The organism is Polaromonas sp. 39-63-25 (assembly GCF_002278925.1).
Taxonomy (GTDB): Bacteria; Pseudomonadota; Gammaproteobacteria; order Burkholderiales; family Burkholderiaceae_C; genus Polaromonas.
The window spans coordinates 526,073-544,258 of record NZ_NCJH01000001.1 but is presented as its reverse complement, the minus strand read 5'-3'; the positions used below and the strand labels follow the sequence as shown (position 1 = coordinate 544,258).

Annotated in this window: 16 protein-coding genes; 3 read left to right on the top strand and 13 right to left on the bottom strand. The window is 64.9% G+C overall.

Going from position 1 to position 18,186, the window contains the following annotated elements; translation table 11 throughout:
- The first annotated feature begins 57 nt into the window (after positions 1-57).
- The 3 genes from B7X65_RS02605 (at position 58) to B7X65_RS02595 (ending at position 3,368) form a co-directional block, all read left to right on the top strand.
- Complete coding sequence (locus B7X65_RS02605) at positions 58-1,011, top strand: nitronate monooxygenase family protein (protein WP_293592419.1); 954 nt, start codon at positions 58-60, stop codon at positions 1,009-1,011.
- A gap of 12 nt (positions 1,012-1,023) precedes the next feature.
- Positions 1,024-2,121, top strand: a complete 1,098-nt coding sequence (locus B7X65_RS02600; RefSeq protein ID WP_293592418.1) for an acyltransferase — start codon at positions 1,024-1,026, stop codon at positions 2,119-2,121.
- 158 nt (positions 2,122-2,279) lie between these two features.
- A complete protein-coding gene (locus tag B7X65_RS02595) occupies positions 2,280-3,368 on the top strand; it encodes a PA0069 family radical SAM protein (RefSeq protein ID WP_293592417.1) in 1,089 nt (362 codons plus the stop codon).
- 4 nt (positions 3,369-3,372) lie between these two features.
- Here B7X65_RS02595 and fghA read toward each other — a convergent pair whose 3' ends face one another.
- The 13 genes from fghA to B7X65_RS02530 all read right to left on the bottom strand — a co-directional run bounded on the left by fghA (position 3,373) and on the right by B7X65_RS02530 (position 18,159).
- Positions 3,373-4,242, bottom strand: coding sequence for an S-formylglutathione hydrolase (gene fghA, locus B7X65_RS02590; RefSeq protein ID WP_293592416.1), 870 nt, complete (start codon positions 4,240-4,242; stop codon positions 3,373-3,375).
- Complete coding sequence (locus B7X65_RS02585) at positions 4,239-5,153, bottom strand: alpha/beta hydrolase (RefSeq protein ID WP_293592415.1); 915 nt, start codon at positions 5,151-5,153, stop codon at positions 4,239-4,241. The genes fghA and B7X65_RS02585 overlap by 4 nt, the downstream gene beginning before the upstream one ends.
- A gap of 16 nt (positions 5,154-5,169) precedes the next feature.
- Entirely contained in the window at positions 5,170-6,276 is a 1,107-nt protein-coding gene (locus B7X65_RS02580) for an S-(hydroxymethyl)glutathione dehydrogenase/class III alcohol dehydrogenase (RefSeq protein ID WP_293592414.1), read from the bottom strand.
- 238 nt (positions 6,277-6,514) lie between these two features.
- Complete coding sequence (gene dnaJ, locus B7X65_RS02575; RefSeq protein ID WP_293592413.1) at positions 6,515-7,660, bottom strand: molecular chaperone DnaJ; 1,146 nt, start codon at positions 7,658-7,660, stop codon at positions 6,515-6,517.
- Between the two features lie 114 nt (positions 7,661-7,774).
- Positions 7,775-9,712: a molecular chaperone DnaK gene (dnaK, locus tag B7X65_RS02570; protein ID WP_293592412.1), complete on the bottom strand. Its 1,938-nt coding sequence runs from the start codon at positions 9,710-9,712 to the stop codon at positions 7,775-7,777.
- 136 nt (positions 9,713-9,848) lie between these two features.
- Positions 9,849-10,409 carry a nucleotide exchange factor GrpE gene (grpE, locus tag B7X65_RS02565; protein WP_293592411.1) on the bottom strand — a complete coding sequence of 187 codons (561 nt, stop codon included), beginning with the start codon at positions 10,407-10,409 and terminating at the stop codon, positions 9,849-9,851.
- A gap of 255 nt (positions 10,410-10,664) precedes the next feature.
- Positions 10,665-10,988: a winged helix-turn-helix transcriptional regulator gene (locus B7X65_RS02560; RefSeq protein WP_293592410.1), complete on the bottom strand. Its 324-nt coding sequence runs from the start codon at positions 10,986-10,988 to the stop codon at positions 10,665-10,667.
- Positions 10,989-11,175: 187 nt separating this feature from the next.
- Positions 11,176-11,655: a MarR family transcriptional regulator gene (locus tag B7X65_RS02555; RefSeq protein WP_293592409.1), complete on the bottom strand. Its 480-nt coding sequence runs from the start codon at positions 11,653-11,655 to the stop codon at positions 11,176-11,178.
- 5 nt (positions 11,656-11,660) lie between these two features.
- Positions 11,661-13,370, bottom strand: coding sequence for an acyl-CoA dehydrogenase family protein (locus tag B7X65_RS02550; RefSeq protein ID WP_293592408.1), 1,710 nt, complete (start codon positions 13,368-13,370; stop codon positions 11,661-11,663).
- A 4-nt stretch (positions 13,371-13,374) separates the two neighbouring features.
- A complete protein-coding gene (locus B7X65_RS02545; RefSeq protein ID WP_293592407.1) occupies positions 13,375-14,118 on the bottom strand; it encodes an ABC transporter ATP-binding protein in 744 nt (247 codons plus the stop codon).
- A 5-nt stretch (positions 14,119-14,123) separates the two neighbouring features.
- Entirely contained in the window at positions 14,124-15,890 is a 1,767-nt protein-coding gene (locus tag B7X65_RS02540; protein ID WP_293592406.1) for a branched-chain amino acid ABC transporter ATP-binding protein/permease, read from the bottom strand.
- Between the two features lies 1 nt (position 15,891).
- Positions 15,892-16,932, bottom strand: coding sequence for a branched-chain amino acid ABC transporter permease (locus tag B7X65_RS02535; protein ID WP_293592405.1), 1,041 nt, complete (start codon positions 16,930-16,932; stop codon positions 15,892-15,894).
- An 87-nt stretch (positions 16,933-17,019) separates the two neighbouring features.
- Complete coding sequence (locus B7X65_RS02530) at positions 17,020-18,159, bottom strand: ABC transporter substrate-binding protein (RefSeq protein ID WP_293592404.1); 1,140 nt, start codon at positions 18,157-18,159, stop codon at positions 17,020-17,022.
- Positions 18,160-18,186 lie beyond the last annotated feature (27 nt).

The following is an 18,186-nucleotide window of genomic DNA, read 5'->3' as shown; positions in this document are numbered from 1 at the left end:
CAAGGGCCAGGCCCACTTTTCGCTCAGAATTTCACAAAAACCATCATCGGAGACACCATGTCCAGACTTCCCGCCCCGCTGAACGCGTTGCCGCTGCCCATCATCGGCTCGCCGCTGTTCATCATCAGCAACCCCAAGCTGGTGATTGCCCAGTGCATCGCCGGTGTGGTCGGCGCCATGCCCTCGCTCAATGCGCGTCCGGCGTCGCAGCTCGACGAGTGGCTGGCCGAGATCACCGAAACGCTGGCGGCCTACAACAAGGCCCATCCCGACAAGCCGGCCGCGCCGTTTGCGATCAACCAGATCGTGCACAAGTCCAACGAGCGGCTCGAGCACGACATGGAAATGTGCGTGAAGTACAAGGTGCCCATCTACATCACCTCGCTGGGCGCGCGCGAGGACATCAACGCGGCGGCACACAGCTACGGCGGCGTCGTGTTGCACGACATCATCAACAACAAATTTGCCCACAAGGCGATTGAAAAGGGCGCCGACGGCCTGGTGGCGGTGGCGGCCGGCGCCGGCGGCCATGCGGGCGTCAAAAGCCCGTTTGCACTGATCCAGGAAATCCGCCAGTGGTTCGACGGCCCGGTCGCGCTGTCGGGTGCCATCTCCACCGGCGGCGCCGTGCTGGCTGCCCAGGCCATGGGTGCCGACTTCGCCTACATCGGCTCGGCCTTCATTGCGACTGAAGAAGCGCGTGCCTCGGACGCTTACAAGCAGGCCATCGTCGACAGCAATTCCGACGACATCGTCTACAGCAACCTGTTCACGGGCGTGCACGGCAACTACCTGGCCCCGTCGATACGCGCAGCCGGCATGGACCCCGACAACCTGCCCGAGAGCGACCCGAGCAAGATGAACTTCGGCGGCGACAAGTCCAAGGCCTGGAAAGACATCTGGGGCTGCGGCCAGGGCATTGGCGCGATCAGCAAGGTGCAGAGCACGGCCGACTTTGTCGCGCAACTCAAGCGCGAGTACCAGGAAGCGCGCCAGAGGGTCTGCGCTTAAGCTTTCTGCCGCATGAAGCCGCCGGTTGCTGCCCTGACACCGTCCACGCAGCGCCTGCCCGGCATTGATGCCCTGAAGGCGCTGGGCTGCGTGCTGATCGTCTGGCACCACCTGGCGTTTTACGGCCCCATGAGCGACGTGGTCCACACCGCGGCGCCGGGGCTGATGAACTGGCTTTACGACTACGCCCGCATGGCGGTGCAGGTGTTTCTGGTGGTGGGCGGTTTTCTGGCCGCCAGCGTGCTGGCGCCCCAGGGCGTTGCGGTGTTCCGGCAACCCGGCCGCCTGATCCTGCGTCGCTACCAGCGGCTGGCGCCGCCTCTCTTCGTGGCCCTGTTGGTCACCACGCTGGTTGCGGCGCTGGTGCGGCCATGGCTGCCGCATCCTTCGGTGCCCGACATTCCCAGCCTCTGGCAGGTGCTGGCCCATGTGTTTTTGCTCCAGGACATCGTGGGGCAGGAGGCCCTGTCGGCCGGCATCTGGTACGTGGCGATTGATTTTCAGCTGTTTGTGATGACGGTGCTGCTGTTCACGCTGGCCAGCCACACCCACAGGCGCTGGCCCGGCCTGCCGGCGCAGGCCGGGGTCATGGGGGTGGCGCTGCTCGCAGCCGCGTCGCTGGCGGTGTTCAACCGGCACACGGCGCTGGACATGACGGGGCTGTATTTCTTTGGCGCTTACGCCCTGGGCATGCTGGCCTGGTGGGCATCGCGCAGCCCCCGGCCGGCGCGCTGGCTGCTGGTCATTGTGGTGCTGGGCGTGCTGGCGCTGGTGCTCGACTTCCGGGGCCGGCTGCTGGTGGCGCTGGTGGTGGCTTTGGGGCTGGTGGTGCTGCAGCGCCGCCGACCGCTGGCGCGCTGGCTGGAGGCGCCGTGGCTGCTGCAACTCGGGCAGATGTCCTACTCGGTGTTCCTGATTCACTTTGCCGTGCTGTTGGGGGTCAATGCCGTGGTCAGTCAGCTCTGGCCCACGCAGCTCGTGGCCAATGCGCTGGGCATGCTGGCGGCCTTCGGCCTGTCGCTGCTGGCAGGCAAGGCGCTGTACCTGGGCGTGGAGTCGCGGCGCCGGCCGGCGCGTGTGCCGCCCCGGGTGGGCGTCAGCGTCTCCTGAATCCCCTGATTTTTAATGAAAAGTGCTTCCAGCCCTTGAAGGATGGGCGCAAGCCGCTATTGAATAAGTAGCGCTTCAGCCTGCAATTGGTGACGGGCGGCAGGACGGCGGCGGAGTGACTATACTGTTTGTTTGTACAGTATTTTCTGTGCGTACTCATGACCGAAGTCACCATTCCCCTGCACGCCATCAAGGGCCGCGGTACGGCCACGCGTCTGGCCCACCGGTTCGAGAAAGACACGCGGGCCGCTTATGACGACGGCTGGGGCACGCTCGAAGAGTCAGCCGCGAACCAGGCGCCGATAGCGACCGAGGTGGTGTTCGAGGACGCACGCAGTGCCATCTGCCGCAATGATTCGCCCGACATCTACTTCGACTATTCGGTCAACCCCTACCGCGGCTGCGAACACGGCTGCGTCTACTGTTACGCGCGGCCGACGCACAGCTACCTCAACCTCTCGCCGGGCCTGGACTTTGAAACAAAAATCATCGCCAAGCGCAACATCGCCGCCATGCTGCGCGCCGACCTCGGCAAACGCAGCTACGTGCCCAAGCTGATCAACATCGGTTCGGCCACCGATTGTTACCAGCCGGTCGAACGTGAGCTGCGCCTGACGCGCGGCCTGATCGAACTGATGCAGGAAGTGCGGCATCCGCTGGCACTGGTCACCAAGTCCAGCGGCGTCGAGCGCGACCTGGACCTGCTGGCGCCCATGGCGGCCGACCGTCTGGCCGCGGTCTATGTGACCATCACCACGCTGGACGGCGAACTCGCGCGCAAGCTGGAGCCGCGCGCGGCCGCGCCGCACCGGCGCCTGCGCACCATCCGGGCGCTGGCGGACGCGGGTGTTCCCGTGGGTGTGAGTGTGGCCCCGCAGATTCCGTTCGTGAACGACGACATGGAGCAGGTGCTGCAGGCCGCCTTTGAGGCCGGCGCGCGCACGGCGTTTTACACCGTGGTCCGCCTGCCCTGGGAAGTGGCGCCGCTGTTCAAACAGTGGCTGGAACTGCACTACCCGCAACGTGCGTCGCGCATCATGGCGCGTATTCAGGAGATGCGCGGCGACAAGGACTATGACAGTGACTTTGCCTCGCGCATGAAAGGCAGCGGCCTGTGGGCCGACCTGATCAAGCAGCGTTTTGAAAAAACCTGCCACCGGCTGGGTCTGAACCGGCAGCGCACCGAGCTGGACTTCAGCCAGTTCAGGCCGTCGGTGCGGCCCTCTGCGCAGGGCAGTCTTTTTTAGGCATTTACTCCGACAGCTGCCGCGCGTGGTGGTTCAGGTGGTCGGCCATGAAGGTGCTGATGAAGTAATAACCGTGGTCATAACCCGCATGCCGGCGCAGTTGCAAGGCCTGGCCGGCCTGGGCGCAAGCGGCTTCGAACAGCTGCGGGTGCAACTGCTCCGACAAAAACTTGTCGGCCAGGCCCTGGTCGATCAGGATGCCGCCCGGGTAGGGCGCGGTGTGCAGCGCGGCCATCAGCGCCGTGGCGTCGTGCGCCGACCAGGTGGCGCTGTCGGCACCCAGGTAGCCGGTGAAGGCCTTGTGGCCCCAGGGGCACTGGCTGGGTGCGCAGATCGGCGCAAACGCCGACACTGACTTGAACAGGCCGGGGTGGCGCAGCGCCAGCGTCAGCGCACCGTGCCCGCCCATCGAATGGCCGAAGATGCCGATGCGGCTGGCATTGAGGGGTAAGGTGTCGGTCAGCAGTGGCAGCAGCTCGGTGGTGATATAGCTTTCCATGCGGTAGTGCTGCGACCACGGTGCCTGCGTGGCATCAAGGTAAAAGCCGGCGCCGACGCCGAAGTCCCAGCTCTCGGCGTCGCCGGGAAGGTTCGCGCCGCGCGGGCTGGTGTCGGGTGCGATCAGCGCCAGGCCGAGGCTGGCGGCCAGGCGTTGCGCGCCGGCCTTGACCATGAAGGTTTCCTCGTTGCAGGTCAGTCCCGCCAGATAGACCAGCGCGGGCACGGTGCCGCCGGCGGCGTCTATCGCGGCCTGCGGCGGCAGGAACACCGAAAACTTCATCGGCAGGCCGATGGTGTTGGAGGCATGCTGGTAAAAGCGCTGCACACCGCCGAAGCAGGCGTGCTCACTGAGGAGTTCGGGGTTTGTGTTCATGTCTGGAGTCCCTGCTGCACGAGTTCAAGCACGGCGTTGGCAAACAGCTGCGGCTTTTCCTGCGGCAGGTTGTGGCCGGCGCCGGGCACGATGCGGTGTGAACGCGGCCCGGTGAAGAGGCGTGCGTGTTGTGCGGCGGTAGCGGGTGGGCGCACCCCGTCGTCGGTGCCGTCGAAGGTGATGCTGGGCACGGTGATGGGCGGCTGCGCCGCCAGGCGGCTCTCGATGTCGGCCAGCGCCGGATCACCGGCGACCAGGCCGAAGCGATGGCGGTAGGAGTGGATGACAACCTCCACAAAGTCCGGGTTGTCGAAAGCTGCGGCGCTGCGCTCGAAGGTGGCGTCATCAAAGGTCCAGGTCGGCGACCACAGTTTCCAGAGCAGGCGGCAGAAGGCGCGCCGGTTGGCCGCCAGACCCGCGCGGCCGCGCTCGCTGTGGAAGTAATACTGGTACCAGAGACTGTGCTCGTTGTCCGGCGTGTCCGGCACCATGGCTTTGGCGATGTTCTGGATGTTGTAGCTGTTGAGCGAGACCAGGCCGGCGCAGCGTTCGGGCCAGAGGGCTGCCACCACGCAGGCGGCGCGGCCGCCCCAGTCGTAACCCGCGAGCACCGCGCGTGGCACGGCCAGCGCATCCAGAAGCGCCAGCAGGTCGGCGCCCAACGCGGCCTGCTGGCCCGAACGCGGTGTGGCGTCGCTCAGGAAACGCGTGGCACCGTAGCTGCGCAAACTCGGCACATAGACCCGGCAGCCTTGCGCCGCCAGCAGGGGCGCCACCTCGGCGTAGGCATGCATGTCGTAGGGAAAACCGTGCATCAGGAACACCGGCGGGCCGTCCGCCGGGCCGGTTTCGTACAGCGCCACGTCCAGCACGCCGGCGGTGATGTGGCGAAGCGGCTGGAGCGTGTTCATGGGCGTGGCGTCCTTTTTAGTAGAGCACCACGCCGCGGATCGACTCGCCGCTTTTCATCAGCTCGAAGCCCTTGTTGATGTCCTCCAGCGGCATGGTGTGCGTGATCAGGTCGTCGATGTTGATCTTGCCTTCCATGTACCAGTCCACGATCTTCGGCACGTCGGTGCGGCCGCGCGCGCCGCCGAAGGCCGAGCCTTCCCACTTGCGGCCGGTGACGAGCTGGAAGGGGCGGGTGCTGATCTCGGCGCCGGCTTCGGCCACGCCGATGATGATGCTGCGGCCCCAGCCCTTGTGGGTGCATTCGAGTGCCTGGCGCATGACCTTGGTGTTGCCTATGCACTCGAAGCTGTAGTCGGCCCCGCCGTCGGTGAGCTGCACGATGGCATCGACCACGTTGTCCACTTCCTTCGGGTTGATGAAATGCGTCATGCCGAATTTGCGCGCCATTTCCTGGCGCGCCGGGTTGATGTCCACGCCAATGATCTTGTCGGCGCCGACCATCTTCGCGCCCTGGATCACGTTCAGGCCGATGCCGCCCAGGCCGAACACCACGACGTTGGCCCCGGCTTCCACCTTGGCGGTGAACAGCACCGCGCCAATGCCGGTGGTCACGCCGCAGCCGATGTAGCAGACCTTGTCGAAGGGGGCATCTTCACGGATCTTGGCCAGCGAAATTTCCGGCGCCACCGTGTAGTTGCTGAAGGTCGAGGTGCCCATGTAGTGGAAGATGGGTTTGCCGTCCAGGCTGAAGCGGCTGGTCGCATCGGGCATCAGGCCCTTGCCCTGGGTGCCGCGGATCAGCTGGCACAAATTGGTCTTGCGCGAGAGGCAGAACTTGCACTGGCGGCACTCGGGCGTGTACAGGGGAATGACGTGGTCGCCCTTTTTGAGCGTGGTCACGCCGGGGCCGACATCGACCACGATGCCCGCGCCTTCATGGCCGAGGATGGCCGGGAAGATGCCTTCCGGGTCGGCGCCCGACAGCGTGTAGTAGTCGGTGTGGCAGATGCCGGTGGCCTTGATCTCGACCAGCACCTCGCCGAATTTCGGGCCCTCGAGGTCAACGGTTTCAATAGTCAGGGCTTGGCCTGCTTTCCAGGCGACGGCTGCTTTGGTTTTCATGGGGGCTTGTCTGTAGGGGATGAGGAGGAGAAGGCACTATATGCCAGCTCCCGCACGACCGCAGCCCAGGCGGCGCATGACCCGCCGCTTGGGCGTTTCATTTTGAGAATGATTGCGAGGCCGGAGGCAGAGGCCGTGTACAAACCTGTTTTCGCCACTTTTATGGCAAAAACTGCCTCCAGCCCTTTCCGGTCGGCCGCAGGCAGCTATCGGTTTGATAGCGGCCCGCGGCGTGGCATCAGGCGCTGAAAAAGCCCTTGAGCTTGTCGGTCCAGCTTTCTTCGGTCGGCGAGTGTTTGGCACCGCCTTTTTTCAGGGACTCGTCGAGTTCCTTGAACAGCTTGCGCTGGTGCTCGGTCAGCTTGACCGGCGTTTCCACCGTGATGTGGCAGTACAGGTCGCCGGGGTAGCTGGAGCGCACGCCCTTGATGCCCTTGCCGCGCAGGCGGAACTGCTTGCCGGTCTGCGTGCCTTCGGGGATGTCGATGGCGGCCTTGCCGGCCAGCGTAGGCACCTCGATCTCGCCGCCCAGCGCAGCCGTCGGCATGCCGATGGGCACCACGCAGTGCAGGTCGTCGCCGTCGCGCTCGAAGATGTCGTGTTTCTTCAGGCGGATCTCGATGTAGAGGTCACCCGGCGGGCCGCCATTGGTGCCCGGCTCGCCGTTGCCGGTGGAGCGGATGCGCATGCCGTCGTCGATGCCGGCCGGAATCTTGACTTCCAGGGTTTTGGTGGTTTTGGTCTTGCCGACGCCGTGGCAGGCGACGCAGGGCTCGGGAATCAGCTTGCCGGTGCCCTTGCACTGCGGGCAGGTCTGCTGCACGCTGAAAAAGCCCTGGCGCATCTGCACCACGCCGTGGCCGTGGCAGGTGGTGCAGGTGACCACCTTGGTGCCGGGTTTGGCGCCGGTGCCGTGGCAGGTGTTGCAGTCGTCCCAGCTCGGGATGCGGATCTGCGCGTCCTTGCCGGTGGCGGCTTCTTCCAGCGTGACTTCCATCGCGTAGCTGAGGTCGCCGCCGCGGTAGACCTGGCGGCCGCCGCGCTGTCCGCCGCGGGCCTGCTGGCCGCCGAAGACATCGCCAAAAATATCGCCGAAGGCTTCGGCAAAACCGCCAAAACCTTCCGCACCGGGACCGCCGCCGCGGTTCGGATCAACACCGGCGTGGCCGTACTGGTCGTAGGCGGCGCGTTTCTGGGCATCGGAAAGCATCTCGTAGGCTTCCTTGGCTTCCTTGAATTTCTCCTCGGAGGCCTTGCTGGCGCTGCCCTGGTTGCGGTCAGGGTGGTGCTTCATCGCCAGCTTGCGATAGGCTTTCTTGATGTCTTCGTCGCTGGCGTTTTTCGGAACACCCAGCGTGTCGTAGTAGTCTTTTTTGATGGCCATGGGAATTGCGTGTTCAGTGGAAAGGATTCCTGTGCCCCGGATGCGGCAAAGCGGAATGCGGGGAAAGCCCCCGATTCCGCTTCGCTGCCCGGAGGCGTTGCATCAAAAAGGGGATCAGCCCTTCTTGACTTCCTTGACTTCGGCGTCCACCACATTGTCGTCGGCGGCCGGTTTGGCGGCTGCTTCTTCGCCGCCCGCCGCGCCGCCGGCCTGTGCGGCCTGCGATGCCTGCATGTCGGCGTACATTTTTTCACCGAGCTTCTGGCTGGCTTCCATCAGGGCGGCGTTTTTCGCGTCGATGGCGTCCTTGCTCTCGCCCTTGAGCGCTTCTTCCATGTCCTTGATGGCGGCCTCGATCTTTTCCTTCTCGCCGGCGTCGAGCTTGTCGCCGTACTCGGTCAGCGATTTTTTCACGCTGTGCACCATGGCTTCAGCATTGTTCTTGGCCTGCACGAACTCGACCCGCTCCTTGTCCTCGGCGGCGTGGAGTTCGGCGTCCTTGACCATCTGCTGGATCTCGGACTCCGACAGACCCGAGTTCGCCTTGATGGTGATCTTGTTTTCCTTGCCGGTACCCTTGTCCTTGGCGCCCACGTGCAGGATGCCGTTGGCGTCGATGTCGAAGGACACTTCGATCTGCGGCGTGCCGCGTGCGGCAGGCGGAATGCCCTCGAGGTTGAACTCGCCCAGCGCCTTGTTGCCCGAGGCGATCTCACGCTCGCCCTGGAACACCTTGATCGTCACGGCCGGCTGGTTGTCTTCAGCGGTCGAGAAGGTCTGCGCGAACTTGGTCGGGATGGTCGTGTTCTTCTTGATCATCTTGGTCATCACGCCGCCCATGGTTTCGATACCGAGGGACAGCGGGGTCACGTCGAGCAGCAGCACGTCGGAGCGGTCGCCCGACAGCACCTGGCCCTGGATCGCAGCACCGACGGCCACGGCCTCGTCGGGGTTCACGTCCTTGCGCGGCTCCTTGCCGAAGAATTCCTTGACCTTCTCCTGCACCTTGGGCATGCGGGTCTGGCCACCGACCAGGATCACGTCGTGGATGTCGCCGCCGCTGATGCCTGCGTCCTTCATTGCCACGCGGCTCGGGGTGATGGTGCGCTCGACCAGCTCTTCGACGAGTTGCTCCAGCTTGGAGCGTGTCATCTTGATGTTCAGGTGTTTCGGACCCGACGCATCGGCCGTGATGTAAGGCAGGTTGATGTCGGTCTGCGCGCTCGAGGACAGCTCGATCTTGGCCTTCTCGGCGGCTTCCTTCAGGCGTTGCAGGGCCAGCACGTCGTTCTTGAGGTTGACGCCGGATTCCTTCTTGAATTCGTCGATGATGAAGTCGATGATGCGCTGGTCAAAGTCTTCGCCGCCCAGGAAGGTGTCGCCGTTGGTGGACAGCACTTCGAACTGCTTTTCGCCGTCGACATCGGCAATCTCGATGATGGAGATGTCGAAGGTGCCGCCGCCCAGGTCATAGACCGAGATCTTGCGGTCGCCCTTTTCCTGCTTGTCCATGCCGAAGGCCAGCGCCGCAGCGGTGGGCTCGTTGATGATGCGCTTGACGTCCAGGCCCGCAATGCGGCCGGCGTCCTTGGTGGCCTGGCGCTGTGCGTCGTTGAAGTAGGCAGGCACCGTGATCACGGCTTCGGTGACCGGCTCGCCGAGGTAGTCTTCGGCGGTTTTTTTCATCTTGCGCAGGATGTCGGCGCTGACCTGCTGCGGCGACATCTTCTTGCCGTGCACTTCGACCCAGGCGTCGCCGTTGTCGGCGGCCACGATCTTGTAGGGCATCAGGTCGATGTCCTTTTGCACTTCTTTTTCAGTGAACTTGCGGCCGATCAGGCGCTTGACCGCGTAGAGCGTGTTCTTGGGATTGGTCACGGCCTGGCGCTTGGCCGAGGCACCGACCAGTACTTCACCGTTTTCGAGGTAAGCCACGACCGACGGCGTGGTGCGCGCACCTTCCGAGTTTTCGATGACGCGGGGGACGTTGCCCTCCATCACAGCCACGCAGCTGTTGGTGGTGCCCAGATCGATACCGATGATTCTGCCCATGATTTACTCCTAGATTTTCTTGGTTAAGTTGGTGAAGACGGGGAGGCCGAAGATTTCAGCCGCTGGTCACAGGACCATGTTGATGACTTGTGGATAACTTTCGACGTTTCAAGTGCAACATCGCAAATCAGCTCATTTATTTGGCTGCCGCCACGGTGACCAGCGCGGGCCGCAACACGCGGTCGGCGATCAGGTAGCCTTTTTGCAGCACGCCGACCACGGTGTTGGCTTCCTGCTCGGCCGGCACCATGCTGATGGCCTGGTGTTGGTGCGGATCGAAGCGGGTCCCGGCAGCGGGGTTGATCTCGATCACCTTGTTGCGCTCGAGCGCGCTTTTGAGCTGCTTGAGCGTGGCTTCGGTACCTTCGCGGATCTGGGCGGCCGTGGCGTCCGGCTGCTGCAGGCCGGCTTCCAGGCTGTCGGTGACCGGCAGCAGGCTTTCGGCAAAACTCTCGACGGCGAACTTGCGCGCCTTGGCGATTTCATCGTCGGCACGGCGGCGGGCATTTTCAGCCTCGGCCTTGGCGCGCAGGAAGTTGTCGGCCAGTTCGGTGTTTTTGGCCTGCAGCAAGGCCAGTTCGGTCTGGGCCGCGCTCAGTGCATCGGCCTCGTTGGCGGCCTGGGCGGCCTCCAGCTCTTCCGGGCTGGGGGCACCGCTCAGGTCTTGATTTTGTTCGGGTTGTTTGTGGTCGGACATGGTCGAAGGCGGTTGTTCTGAAGGACAAGAGGGCAGCTTGGGGCAGCAAAGCCCTTTTCAAGACAAGGAATTGCAGCCTGGTGCTGCGCGGGTGGGCGCCGTCTGCTGGCTGGCCGGTGCTATCAAATAAATAGCTGTTCGCGCAAGCTGTAAAAGGGCTGAAGCCCGATTTTATGCCTTAAATCCGGCCTTGAAAGGGCCCGCCCCAAATAAAAAGACAGGCGCAGGGCCTGTCTTGGTGGGGGCGGCAGCGCCTTATTTTTTCTTGACGGCCGTGACCTTGGTCTGGCTGGCCGACCATTTGGCGGCGAAGGCCTGCACGTCGTTCAGGCGTTTGAGCAGGTCGGCACCAAGGGCGGTGACGATGTAGCCGTCGTTGCCGTGACCCATCAGGCCGGCGGCGCGCAGTTCCTTGATACGGGTGTTCAGGGTGTTCGGGGTGATGCTGCCCACGCTGTCCTGCAGCAACCGGAAAGTCTGCGGATGACCGTCTTTGAGCGCCCACAACACACGCAAGGCATAACGCGATTCAAGCAGTTCAAACAGCTGTCCGACGGCGGCATTTTCTTTGGCACTCATGGGGGGCATCTCCTGGTCACGATTTTTGTCAGAGTTGATCGGCAAGCATGGGCTTGGAAGGCGAATATAGCGCAAATTCCCGACTGCTACTAGTTTTATAGCTGCCTGCGCCCGCAGGGTGTAGCTTCACAGCCAAAAGGGCTTGAAAAGTTGGAACGAATGCGTTAGGGGTGGGGGCAACCGGGCGTCACAGGTAGATCTTTTGCAGCAGCCGCAGCAGGGTTTTCGTCTCACTGGCCGTGAGCCGGGCGGCGACGTCGGCTTCCAGCGTTGCCGCGGTGTGTTCGGCGTCGCGCATCAGCTTGCTGCCGCTGGCGGTGAGGTGCAGGCCCATGGCCCGGCCGTCGCGCGGGTGCGGCTTGCGTGCGATCAGCTCGCGTTTTTCCAGGCTGTTGACCATGGCCACCAGGTTGGGCGGCAGGATGCCCAGCGCGGTGCAGAGTTGGCGCGAGGTGATGCCGGGGTTGTGCGTGACCAGCGACAGCACCGAAAAATCCACGACCCGCAGGTCATAAGGCGCCATGCGTTCCATGAACACCTCGATGACCGACAGCGCCGCGCGCCTGGCGTTGTAGCCGATCAGGCTTTGCAGGTAGCTGGTATCGACCTGGTCCACCGTGGCCGTGGCGGCCGGGTCGGGAGGTTTGGGAAGATCGCGAGCGCTCATGGGGTTCAGTTCAGCACGGGGACAGGTTTGCATTGTCCTTCAATTGTTTTGACACGCATGTCGAATTCGGGCAACACGCGCAGGTGCAGCGCGGCGCTGGCCTGGCGCCAGCGCGGGGCGTCGTCCGCGACCCTGTCGATGCGGCTCCAGGCCCAGGCCAGCAGGGCGAGGGCGACCGCGCGCAGGTAGTCGTCGGCGGCTTCGTAGGCCAGCACCGGGTCGGTCTGGCTGGCCTTGGCCAGCAGGGCTGTGAGGTTGCACAGGTCGGCAAAGCGGCGCAACACGTCGGCGTCGCCCGGGTGGCCGGCATCCAGGCCGGTCTGCAGGTCCTGCAGCAGCGCGGTCATGCCGGCGCCACCGTCGGCCAGCACCTTGCGCACCAGCAGGTCAATGGCCTGGATCTCGTTGGTGCCTTCGTAAATCATGGGCACACGCGCGTCGCGCACGATTTGCTCGATGCCCCATTCGCGCACATAGCCGTGGCCGCCGAAAACCTGCAGGCAGTCGCTGGCGCCGTAAAAAGCCTGGTGGGTGAAGGCCGCCTTGAGCACGGGGGTGACCAGGCTGCACCAGCGTTGCGCGCTGGCCTGCCGGGTGGCGTCGGGATGGTGTTTTGCGATGTCCAGCTCCATCGCCGTGCGGTAGGCGAGCACACGGCCGCCGTCTATCCACGCGCGCTGCGTGTCCAGCAGGCGGCGCATGGCGGGGTGGCCGCTGATGGCATCGGCCGGCTCCTTGTTGTCGCGCGGGCCGGGCACGCGCATCTGCCGGCGTTCGGCGGCATAAGCATCGGCCTTCTGCCACGCGGCCTCGAGCAGGCCAATCCCCTGCAGGGCCACATGCAGGCGCGCCGCGTTCATCATCACGAACATCGCTGCCAGGCCGCGGCCCGGCTCGCCGACGATCCAGCAAGTGGCTTCGTCAAAACGCATCACGCAGGTCGGGCTGCCGTGCAGGCCCATTTTTTCCTCGATGCGATCGCAATGAACGGTGTTGCGCTGGCCATCCGGCAGGACCTTGGGTGCCAGGAACAGCGACAGGCCCTTGGGGCCGGGCGGCGCATCGGGCAGCCGCGCGAGCACGAGGTGAACAATGTTGTCCGTCAGGTCGTGTTCGCCGCCCGAGATGAAAATCTTGGTGCCGCTGAGGCGGTAGCTGCCGTCGGCCTGGCCCACGGCCCGGGTGCGCGCCAGGCCGAGGTCGCTGCCCGCGTGCGGTTCGGTCAGGCACATGGTGGCCAGCCACTCGCCGGTCGCCACTTTTTCAAGGTAGCTCGCCTTCAGGGCGTCGCTGGCATGGTGGCGTATGCATTCGTAGGCGCCGTGCAACAGGCCGGGCGCCATGGTCCAGCCGTGGTTGGCGGCGCTGAGCATCTCGTACAGAATCGCCTCCAGCACCGCGGGCAGGCCCTGGCCGCCGTCCTCCGGCGCGCAGGCCAGCGCCGGCCAGCCGCCTTGCCAGAAGGCGGCATAGGCGGCCTTGAAACCGGGCGGGGTGGTGACCAGCCCCTGGTCCCACGTGCAGCCGATCTCGTCGCCGGTGCGTTGCAGCGGTGCGATCTGTCCGGCCACGAATTTGCCGGCTTCGCTGATGACCTGTTCCATGAGGTCGGCATCGGTGCCGGCAAAAGGCGCGAGCGCCTGCAATTGCGCCGGGGCGTCCAGCACCTCGTTCAGGATGAACCGGATGTCGTCGAGGCGGGGCTGGTAGTCCATGGCCTCAGGCGGTGGCAGCCGGTTTGCGCGACGCGCCCAGGTAGGTGTCCACCACGCGCGGGTCCTTCGCGAGGTCGGCGGCCGGGCCGCTCAGGCCGATCTCGCCCATCTCCAGCACGTAGCCATGATCGGCCGCGTCGAGGGCGGCGCGCGCGTTCTGCTCCACCAGCAGGGTGGTTACGCCGGTCTGGCGCAGCGCCTCGATGGTGTGGAAGATTTCCCGCACGATCAGCGGCGCCAGGCCCAGGCTGGGTTCGTCGAGCATCAGCAGGGTGGGACGCGACATCAGGGCGCGGCCCAGCGCCAGCATCTGCCGCTCGCCGCCGGAGAGTGTGCCGGCCTCCTGCGCGCGGCGTTCCTTCAGGCGCGGAAACAACTCGAACACCACCTCCATCTGGTCGCGCCAGGCCTTGTTGCGCAGACGCACCTGGCGAAAGGCGCCAAGCACGAGGTTGTCTTCCACCGACATGCTGCCGAACAGCTCGCGTTTTTCGGGCACCAGGGCGATGCCGAGCATGACGCGTTCTTCCAGCGGCAGGCCGATGATGGAGCGGCCGGCGTATTCGATGCTGCCGGTGGCAGGCAAGACCCCCATGAGCGCATTGAGCAGGGTGGACTTGCCGGCGCCATTGGGGCCGATGACGGTGATGATGCTGCCGGCTTCGGCCTGCAGGGCGATGCCGCGCAGGACTTCGGCCTTGCCATAGCCGGCGTGGAGGTTGTTGACGGTGAGAAGAGGGGTGGTCATGCTGGTCAATGTTCCGTGCCGAGGTAGGCGGCGCGTACCGCCGGGCTGGCCTGGATTTCTTCGGGCGTGCCTTCGATCAGGCGCGTGCCGAACTCCATCACCACGATGCGGTCGGTGACCTGCATCACCAGGTCCATGTCGTGCTCGACCAGCAGGATGCTCATGCCCTCGGCCTTGAGCTGGCGCAGCACCTCGATCAGCGCCTGCTTTTCGAGGTAACGCAGGCCGGCGGCGGGCTCGTCGAGCAGCAGCAGGGCCGGGTCATTGCACAGCGCGCGCGCAATCTCCAGCAGCCGCTGCTGGCCCATGGCCAGGTTGCCGGCCAGTTCATGCAGGTGGTCGCCCATGCCGACGCGGCGCAGCTGCTGCTCGGCCTCGCGCAGCAGGCGCTGTTCTTCCGCCCGGTCCAGCCGCAGCATGGCCGACGGCGCGCCCTTGCTGCCGCGCAGGTGCGCGCCCAGCGCCACGTTTTCGAGCACCGTCATGTCGGCAATCATCTTGACGTGCTGGAAGGTGCGCGAAATGCCGCGTTTGGCGATTTCGCGCGAGGGCAGGCTGCTGATGGTTTCACCGCGGAAGGTCACGCTGCCGCGTGTCAGGCTCAGCACACCGGTGATCAGGTTGAAGGTGGTGGACTTGCCTGCGCCGTTCGGGCCGATCAGGCCGACGATCTGGCCCGAGGCCACCGAGAAGTTGATGTCGTTGACTGCCACCAGGCCGCCAAACTCCTTGCGGATGTTGCTGGCCTGGAGGACGATCTCGCCGGCGGCCGGCTTGGCGCGGTGCGGCAGCGGGGCGGCATCCTGCCAGTCCACCTTGCGCGCGGCCTTGGGCAGCTTGCGGTCCACAAAGGCCCAGATGCCGTCAGGCGCGTACTTGAGCGTGAGCACCAGCAGCACGCCGAACACAATGGTCTCGTAGCTGCCGCTGGTGCCTATGAGCATGGGCAGCAGTACCTGCAGCTGGTCGGCCATGAGTTTGGTGATCGCCACGCCGGTGATGGCGCCCCAGACATGGCCGGCGCCGCCGAGCACGGCCATGAACAGGTACTCGATGCCCACATGCACGCCGAACGGCGAGGGGTTGACCGAACGCTGGAAGTGCGCAAACAGCCAGCCGGACACCGAGGCAAACAGCGCGGCAATCAGGAAGATGCCGATCTTGAAGCGCAGGGTGTCGATGCCCATGGATTCGGCCATCTGCGAGCCGCTCTTGAGCGAGCGGATGGCGCGGCCCACGCGCGAATCGAGCAGGTGAATCAGCGCCAGCGTGCCCAGCAGCACCAGCGACCAGGTCAGCAGCAGGTAGACCCGCCCCTGGCCCAGCTCCCAGCCGAACAGCGACAGGCCGGTGACACCGAGAATGCCGTCGTATTTGCCCAGCGCGTCCAGGTTGCCCATGGTGTAGTACAGCGACAGGCCCCAGGCCAGTGTGGCCAGCGGCAGGTAGTGACCGGACATGCGCAGCGTGATCCAGCCCAGCACCACGGCGCAGGCCGCGGTCAGGCCCAGGCCGACCAGCAGCGTGACCCAGGGCGAGAGCCCTGCGTTCACCGTCAGATAGGCGCTGGTGTAGGCACCGATACCGACAAAGGCCGCCTGCCCGAAGGAGGTCAGGCCGCCGACGCCGGTCAGCAGGATCAGGCCCAGCACGGTCAGGCTGGAAATGCCGATGTAGTTGAGCTGGGTGATCCAGAACTCCGGCACGGGCAGGACACAGACCAGCAGCAGTGCAGCGACCAGGACCCACGGGCCCCATTTACGGAGGGTCATGTCAGTGCTCCTCGTCCGAGTGCCCGCCCTTGAGCGAGCGCCAGAGCAGCACCGGCAGGATCAGCGTGAAGACGATCACTTCCTTGAAGGCGCTGGCCCAGAAGGAGCCGAAGGCTTCGATGATGCCGACGGCAAGCGCGCCTATGGCCGCGCCCGGGTAGCTGGCCAGGCCGCCGATGACGGCCGCCACAAAACCCTTGAGGCCGATGAGAAAACCCGAGTCGTAAAACACGGTGGTGGTGGGGCCGATCAGCAGGCCCGACAGCGCGCCTATCAGCGCCGCCATGGCCAGGGTCAGCTGGCCCGCGGTTTGCGAGGAGATGCCCATCAGGCGCGCGCCCAGGCGGTTCACCGCGGTTGCACGCAGGGCCTTGCCGTACAGCGTGCGCTCAAAAAACAGCCACAACATCACGATCAACGCCATGGATGCCAGCGCAATGATGATCGCCTGGCCGGACAGGTTGACCGCCCCCAGGCTGAAGCGTGCGTCCCAGAACGGCGGGTTGCGAAAACCCTCGGCGCCAAAAAACAGCAGGCCCAGGCCGGTCAGCGCAAAATGCACGCCCACCGACACAATCAGCAGCACCAGCGAGCTGGCATCAGCCAGCGACTGATAGGCCAGCCGGTACACCAGCGGCCCGAAACAGGTGACGATGCAGACCGAGAGCAGCGCCTGCACCAGCAGCGAAAACTGCTGCGGCGCGGCCCACAGCGTGACCAGCGACACCACGACAGGGGCGACCAGCACCTTGAGGCCGGCCAGCAGCGCGGTGCCGGCAAGCCGGTAACGCTTCCAGGTTTGCCAGGCCTCGGCCAGCGCGGCCAGGCCGGCCAGCAGCATCAGCAGCCAGATCGTGCCCGGTACCTTGCCGGTCTGCAAAATGGCCAGCGTCAGCGCACCATAGGTGACGAACTCGCCCTGCGGAATGAAGATGACGCGGGTCACGGCAAACACCAGCACGGTGGCCAGCCCCAGCAGCGCATAAATCGCGCCATTGGTCAGGCCATCGACCAGCAGGATGCTGGCAATTGAAAAATCCATAAATACCTTCAGGGAGCCCGTGAAACGGTAGGCGCCGGTCGGGGGCAGCCAGAGGCCGCCCCGACCGGGAGTGCCCGGAATGCCGGCTTATTTGGCCTGCAGCTTCCAGTCGCCATTGACGATCTGCATGATGATGCCGGTGTCGTCGGTGTAGCCTGCGTGGTTGGTCGCGGTGTAGTTCACGGTGCCGTGAAACAGCGCGATCGGGCCGGCGTTTTCAAGGGCGGCCTTGAGCGCACCGCGGAACTCCTTGGTGCCGGGCTTGGCGGTCTTGAGGGCGATGGGAATGATCTTCTGCAGGATCACGGACGCGTCATAGGCGTGGCCCGCAAACGGGTTGCGGCTGTTCGGGCCGTAAATCTTTTCCCAGGCCGTCACGTGGGTCATGGCCACCTGCTTGCTGGGATGGTTGGCGGGCAGCTGCTCGGCCACGACGCCCGGACCGGCCACGACAAACGCACCTTCCACGTCCTTGCCACCGACACGCATCAGGTCGCGCGAGGCCGCGCCGTGGGTCTGGTAGATCTTGCCCTTGTAGCCGCGCTCGATCAACGCCTTGTGCGGCATGGCGGCACCGCTGCCCGAGGCGACGATCAGGATGGCGTCAGGATTGCCGGCGGTGACCTTCAGGGCCTGGCCGGTGACGCTGGTGTCGGTGCGGGCAAAACGCTCTTCGGACACAAACTTCATGTCGGTTCCGGCCATCTTGATCTTCATGTCGCGCAGAAACAGCTCACCAAAGGCGTCGGCGTAGCCGAGGAAACCGACCGTCTTGACGCCGGTTTTTTTCATGTGGGCCGCGATGGCGTGCGACATCACCAGCGTGGACTGCGGGGTGTTGTAGGACCAGGGGGCCTTGCCGATGGATACGTCGATGGGCGCAAAGGTCATGTGCATGGTGCCGGTTTCCGCGGCGACGGCGGCGACCGCATTGGCCGGCGGCGTGGCGGCAGAGCCCATCAGGATGTCGACCTTGTCGTCGGTGACGAAGCGGCGTGCGTTCTTCGTGGCATTGGTGGGGTCGGTGGCGTCGTCAAGAATGATGACATTGATTTTTTCCCCGCCAATGCTGGTGGGCCACAGGGCAATGGAGTTCTTGATCGGGATACCCAGTGCCGAGGTCGGCCCGGTCAGCGGCAGGCTGACGCCAATGTTGATGTCGGCCAGGGCGGCGCCAGCCGCCGAACCAGCCAGGGCAATGGCGAGGATGGATTTGGTAAAGGTCATGCTAGGTCTCCGGTTGTAAAAATGGGC

Bases quoted from the DNA above. Each gene is read 5' to 3' on its own strand.
- B7X65_RS02605 (WP_293592419.1), top strand. From the start codon at position 58: ATGTCCAGACTTCCCGCCCCGCTGAACGCGTTGCCGCTGCCCATCATC.
- B7X65_RS02600 (WP_293592418.1), top strand. From the start codon at position 1,024: ATGAAGCCGCCGGTTGCTGCCCTGACACCGTCCACGCAGCGCCTGCCC.
- B7X65_RS02595 (WP_293592417.1), top strand. From the start codon at position 2,280: ATGACCGAAGTCACCATTCCCCTGCACGCCATCAAGGGCCGCGGTACG.
- fghA (WP_293592416.1), bottom strand. From the start codon at position 4,242: ATGAACACAAACCCCGAACTCCTCAGTGAGCACGCCTGCTTCGGCGGT.
- B7X65_RS02585 (WP_293592415.1), bottom strand. From the start codon at position 5,153: ATGAACACGCTCCAGCCGCTTCGCCACATCACCGCCGGCGTGCTGGAC.
- B7X65_RS02580 (WP_293592414.1), bottom strand. From the start codon at position 6,276: ATGAAAACCAAAGCAGCCGTCGCCTGGAAAGCAGGCCAAGCCCTGACT.
- dnaJ (WP_293592413.1), bottom strand. From the start codon at position 7,660: ATGGCCATCAAAAAAGACTACTACGACACGCTGGGTGTTCCGAAAAAC.
- dnaK (WP_293592412.1), bottom strand. From the start codon at position 9,712: ATGGGCAGAATCATCGGTATCGATCTGGGCACCACCAACAGCTGCGTG.
- grpE (WP_293592411.1), bottom strand. From the start codon at position 10,409: ATGTCCGACCACAAACAACCCGAACAAAATCAAGACCTGAGCGGTGCC.
- B7X65_RS02560 (WP_293592410.1), bottom strand. From the start codon at position 10,988: ATGAGTGCCAAAGAAAATGCCGCCGTCGGACAGCTGTTTGAACTGCTT.
- B7X65_RS02555 (WP_293592409.1), bottom strand. From the start codon at position 11,655: ATGAGCGCTCGCGATCTTCCCAAACCTCCCGACCCGGCCGCCACGGCC.
- B7X65_RS02550 (WP_293592408.1), bottom strand. From the start codon at position 13,370: ATGGACTACCAGCCCCGCCTCGACGACATCCGGTTCATCCTGAACGAG.
- B7X65_RS02545 (WP_293592407.1), bottom strand. From the start codon at position 14,118: ATGACCACCCCTCTTCTCACCGTCAACAACCTCCACGCCGGCTATGGC.
- B7X65_RS02540 (WP_293592406.1), bottom strand. From the start codon at position 15,890: ATGACCCTCCGTAAATGGGGCCCGTGGGTCCTGGTCGCTGCACTGCTG.
- B7X65_RS02535 (WP_293592405.1), bottom strand. From the start codon at position 16,932: ATGGATTTTTCAATTGCCAGCATCCTGCTGGTCGATGGCCTGACCAAT.
- B7X65_RS02530 (WP_293592404.1), bottom strand. From the start codon at position 18,159: ATGACCTTTACCAAATCCATCCTCGCCATTGCCCTGGCTGGTTCGGCG.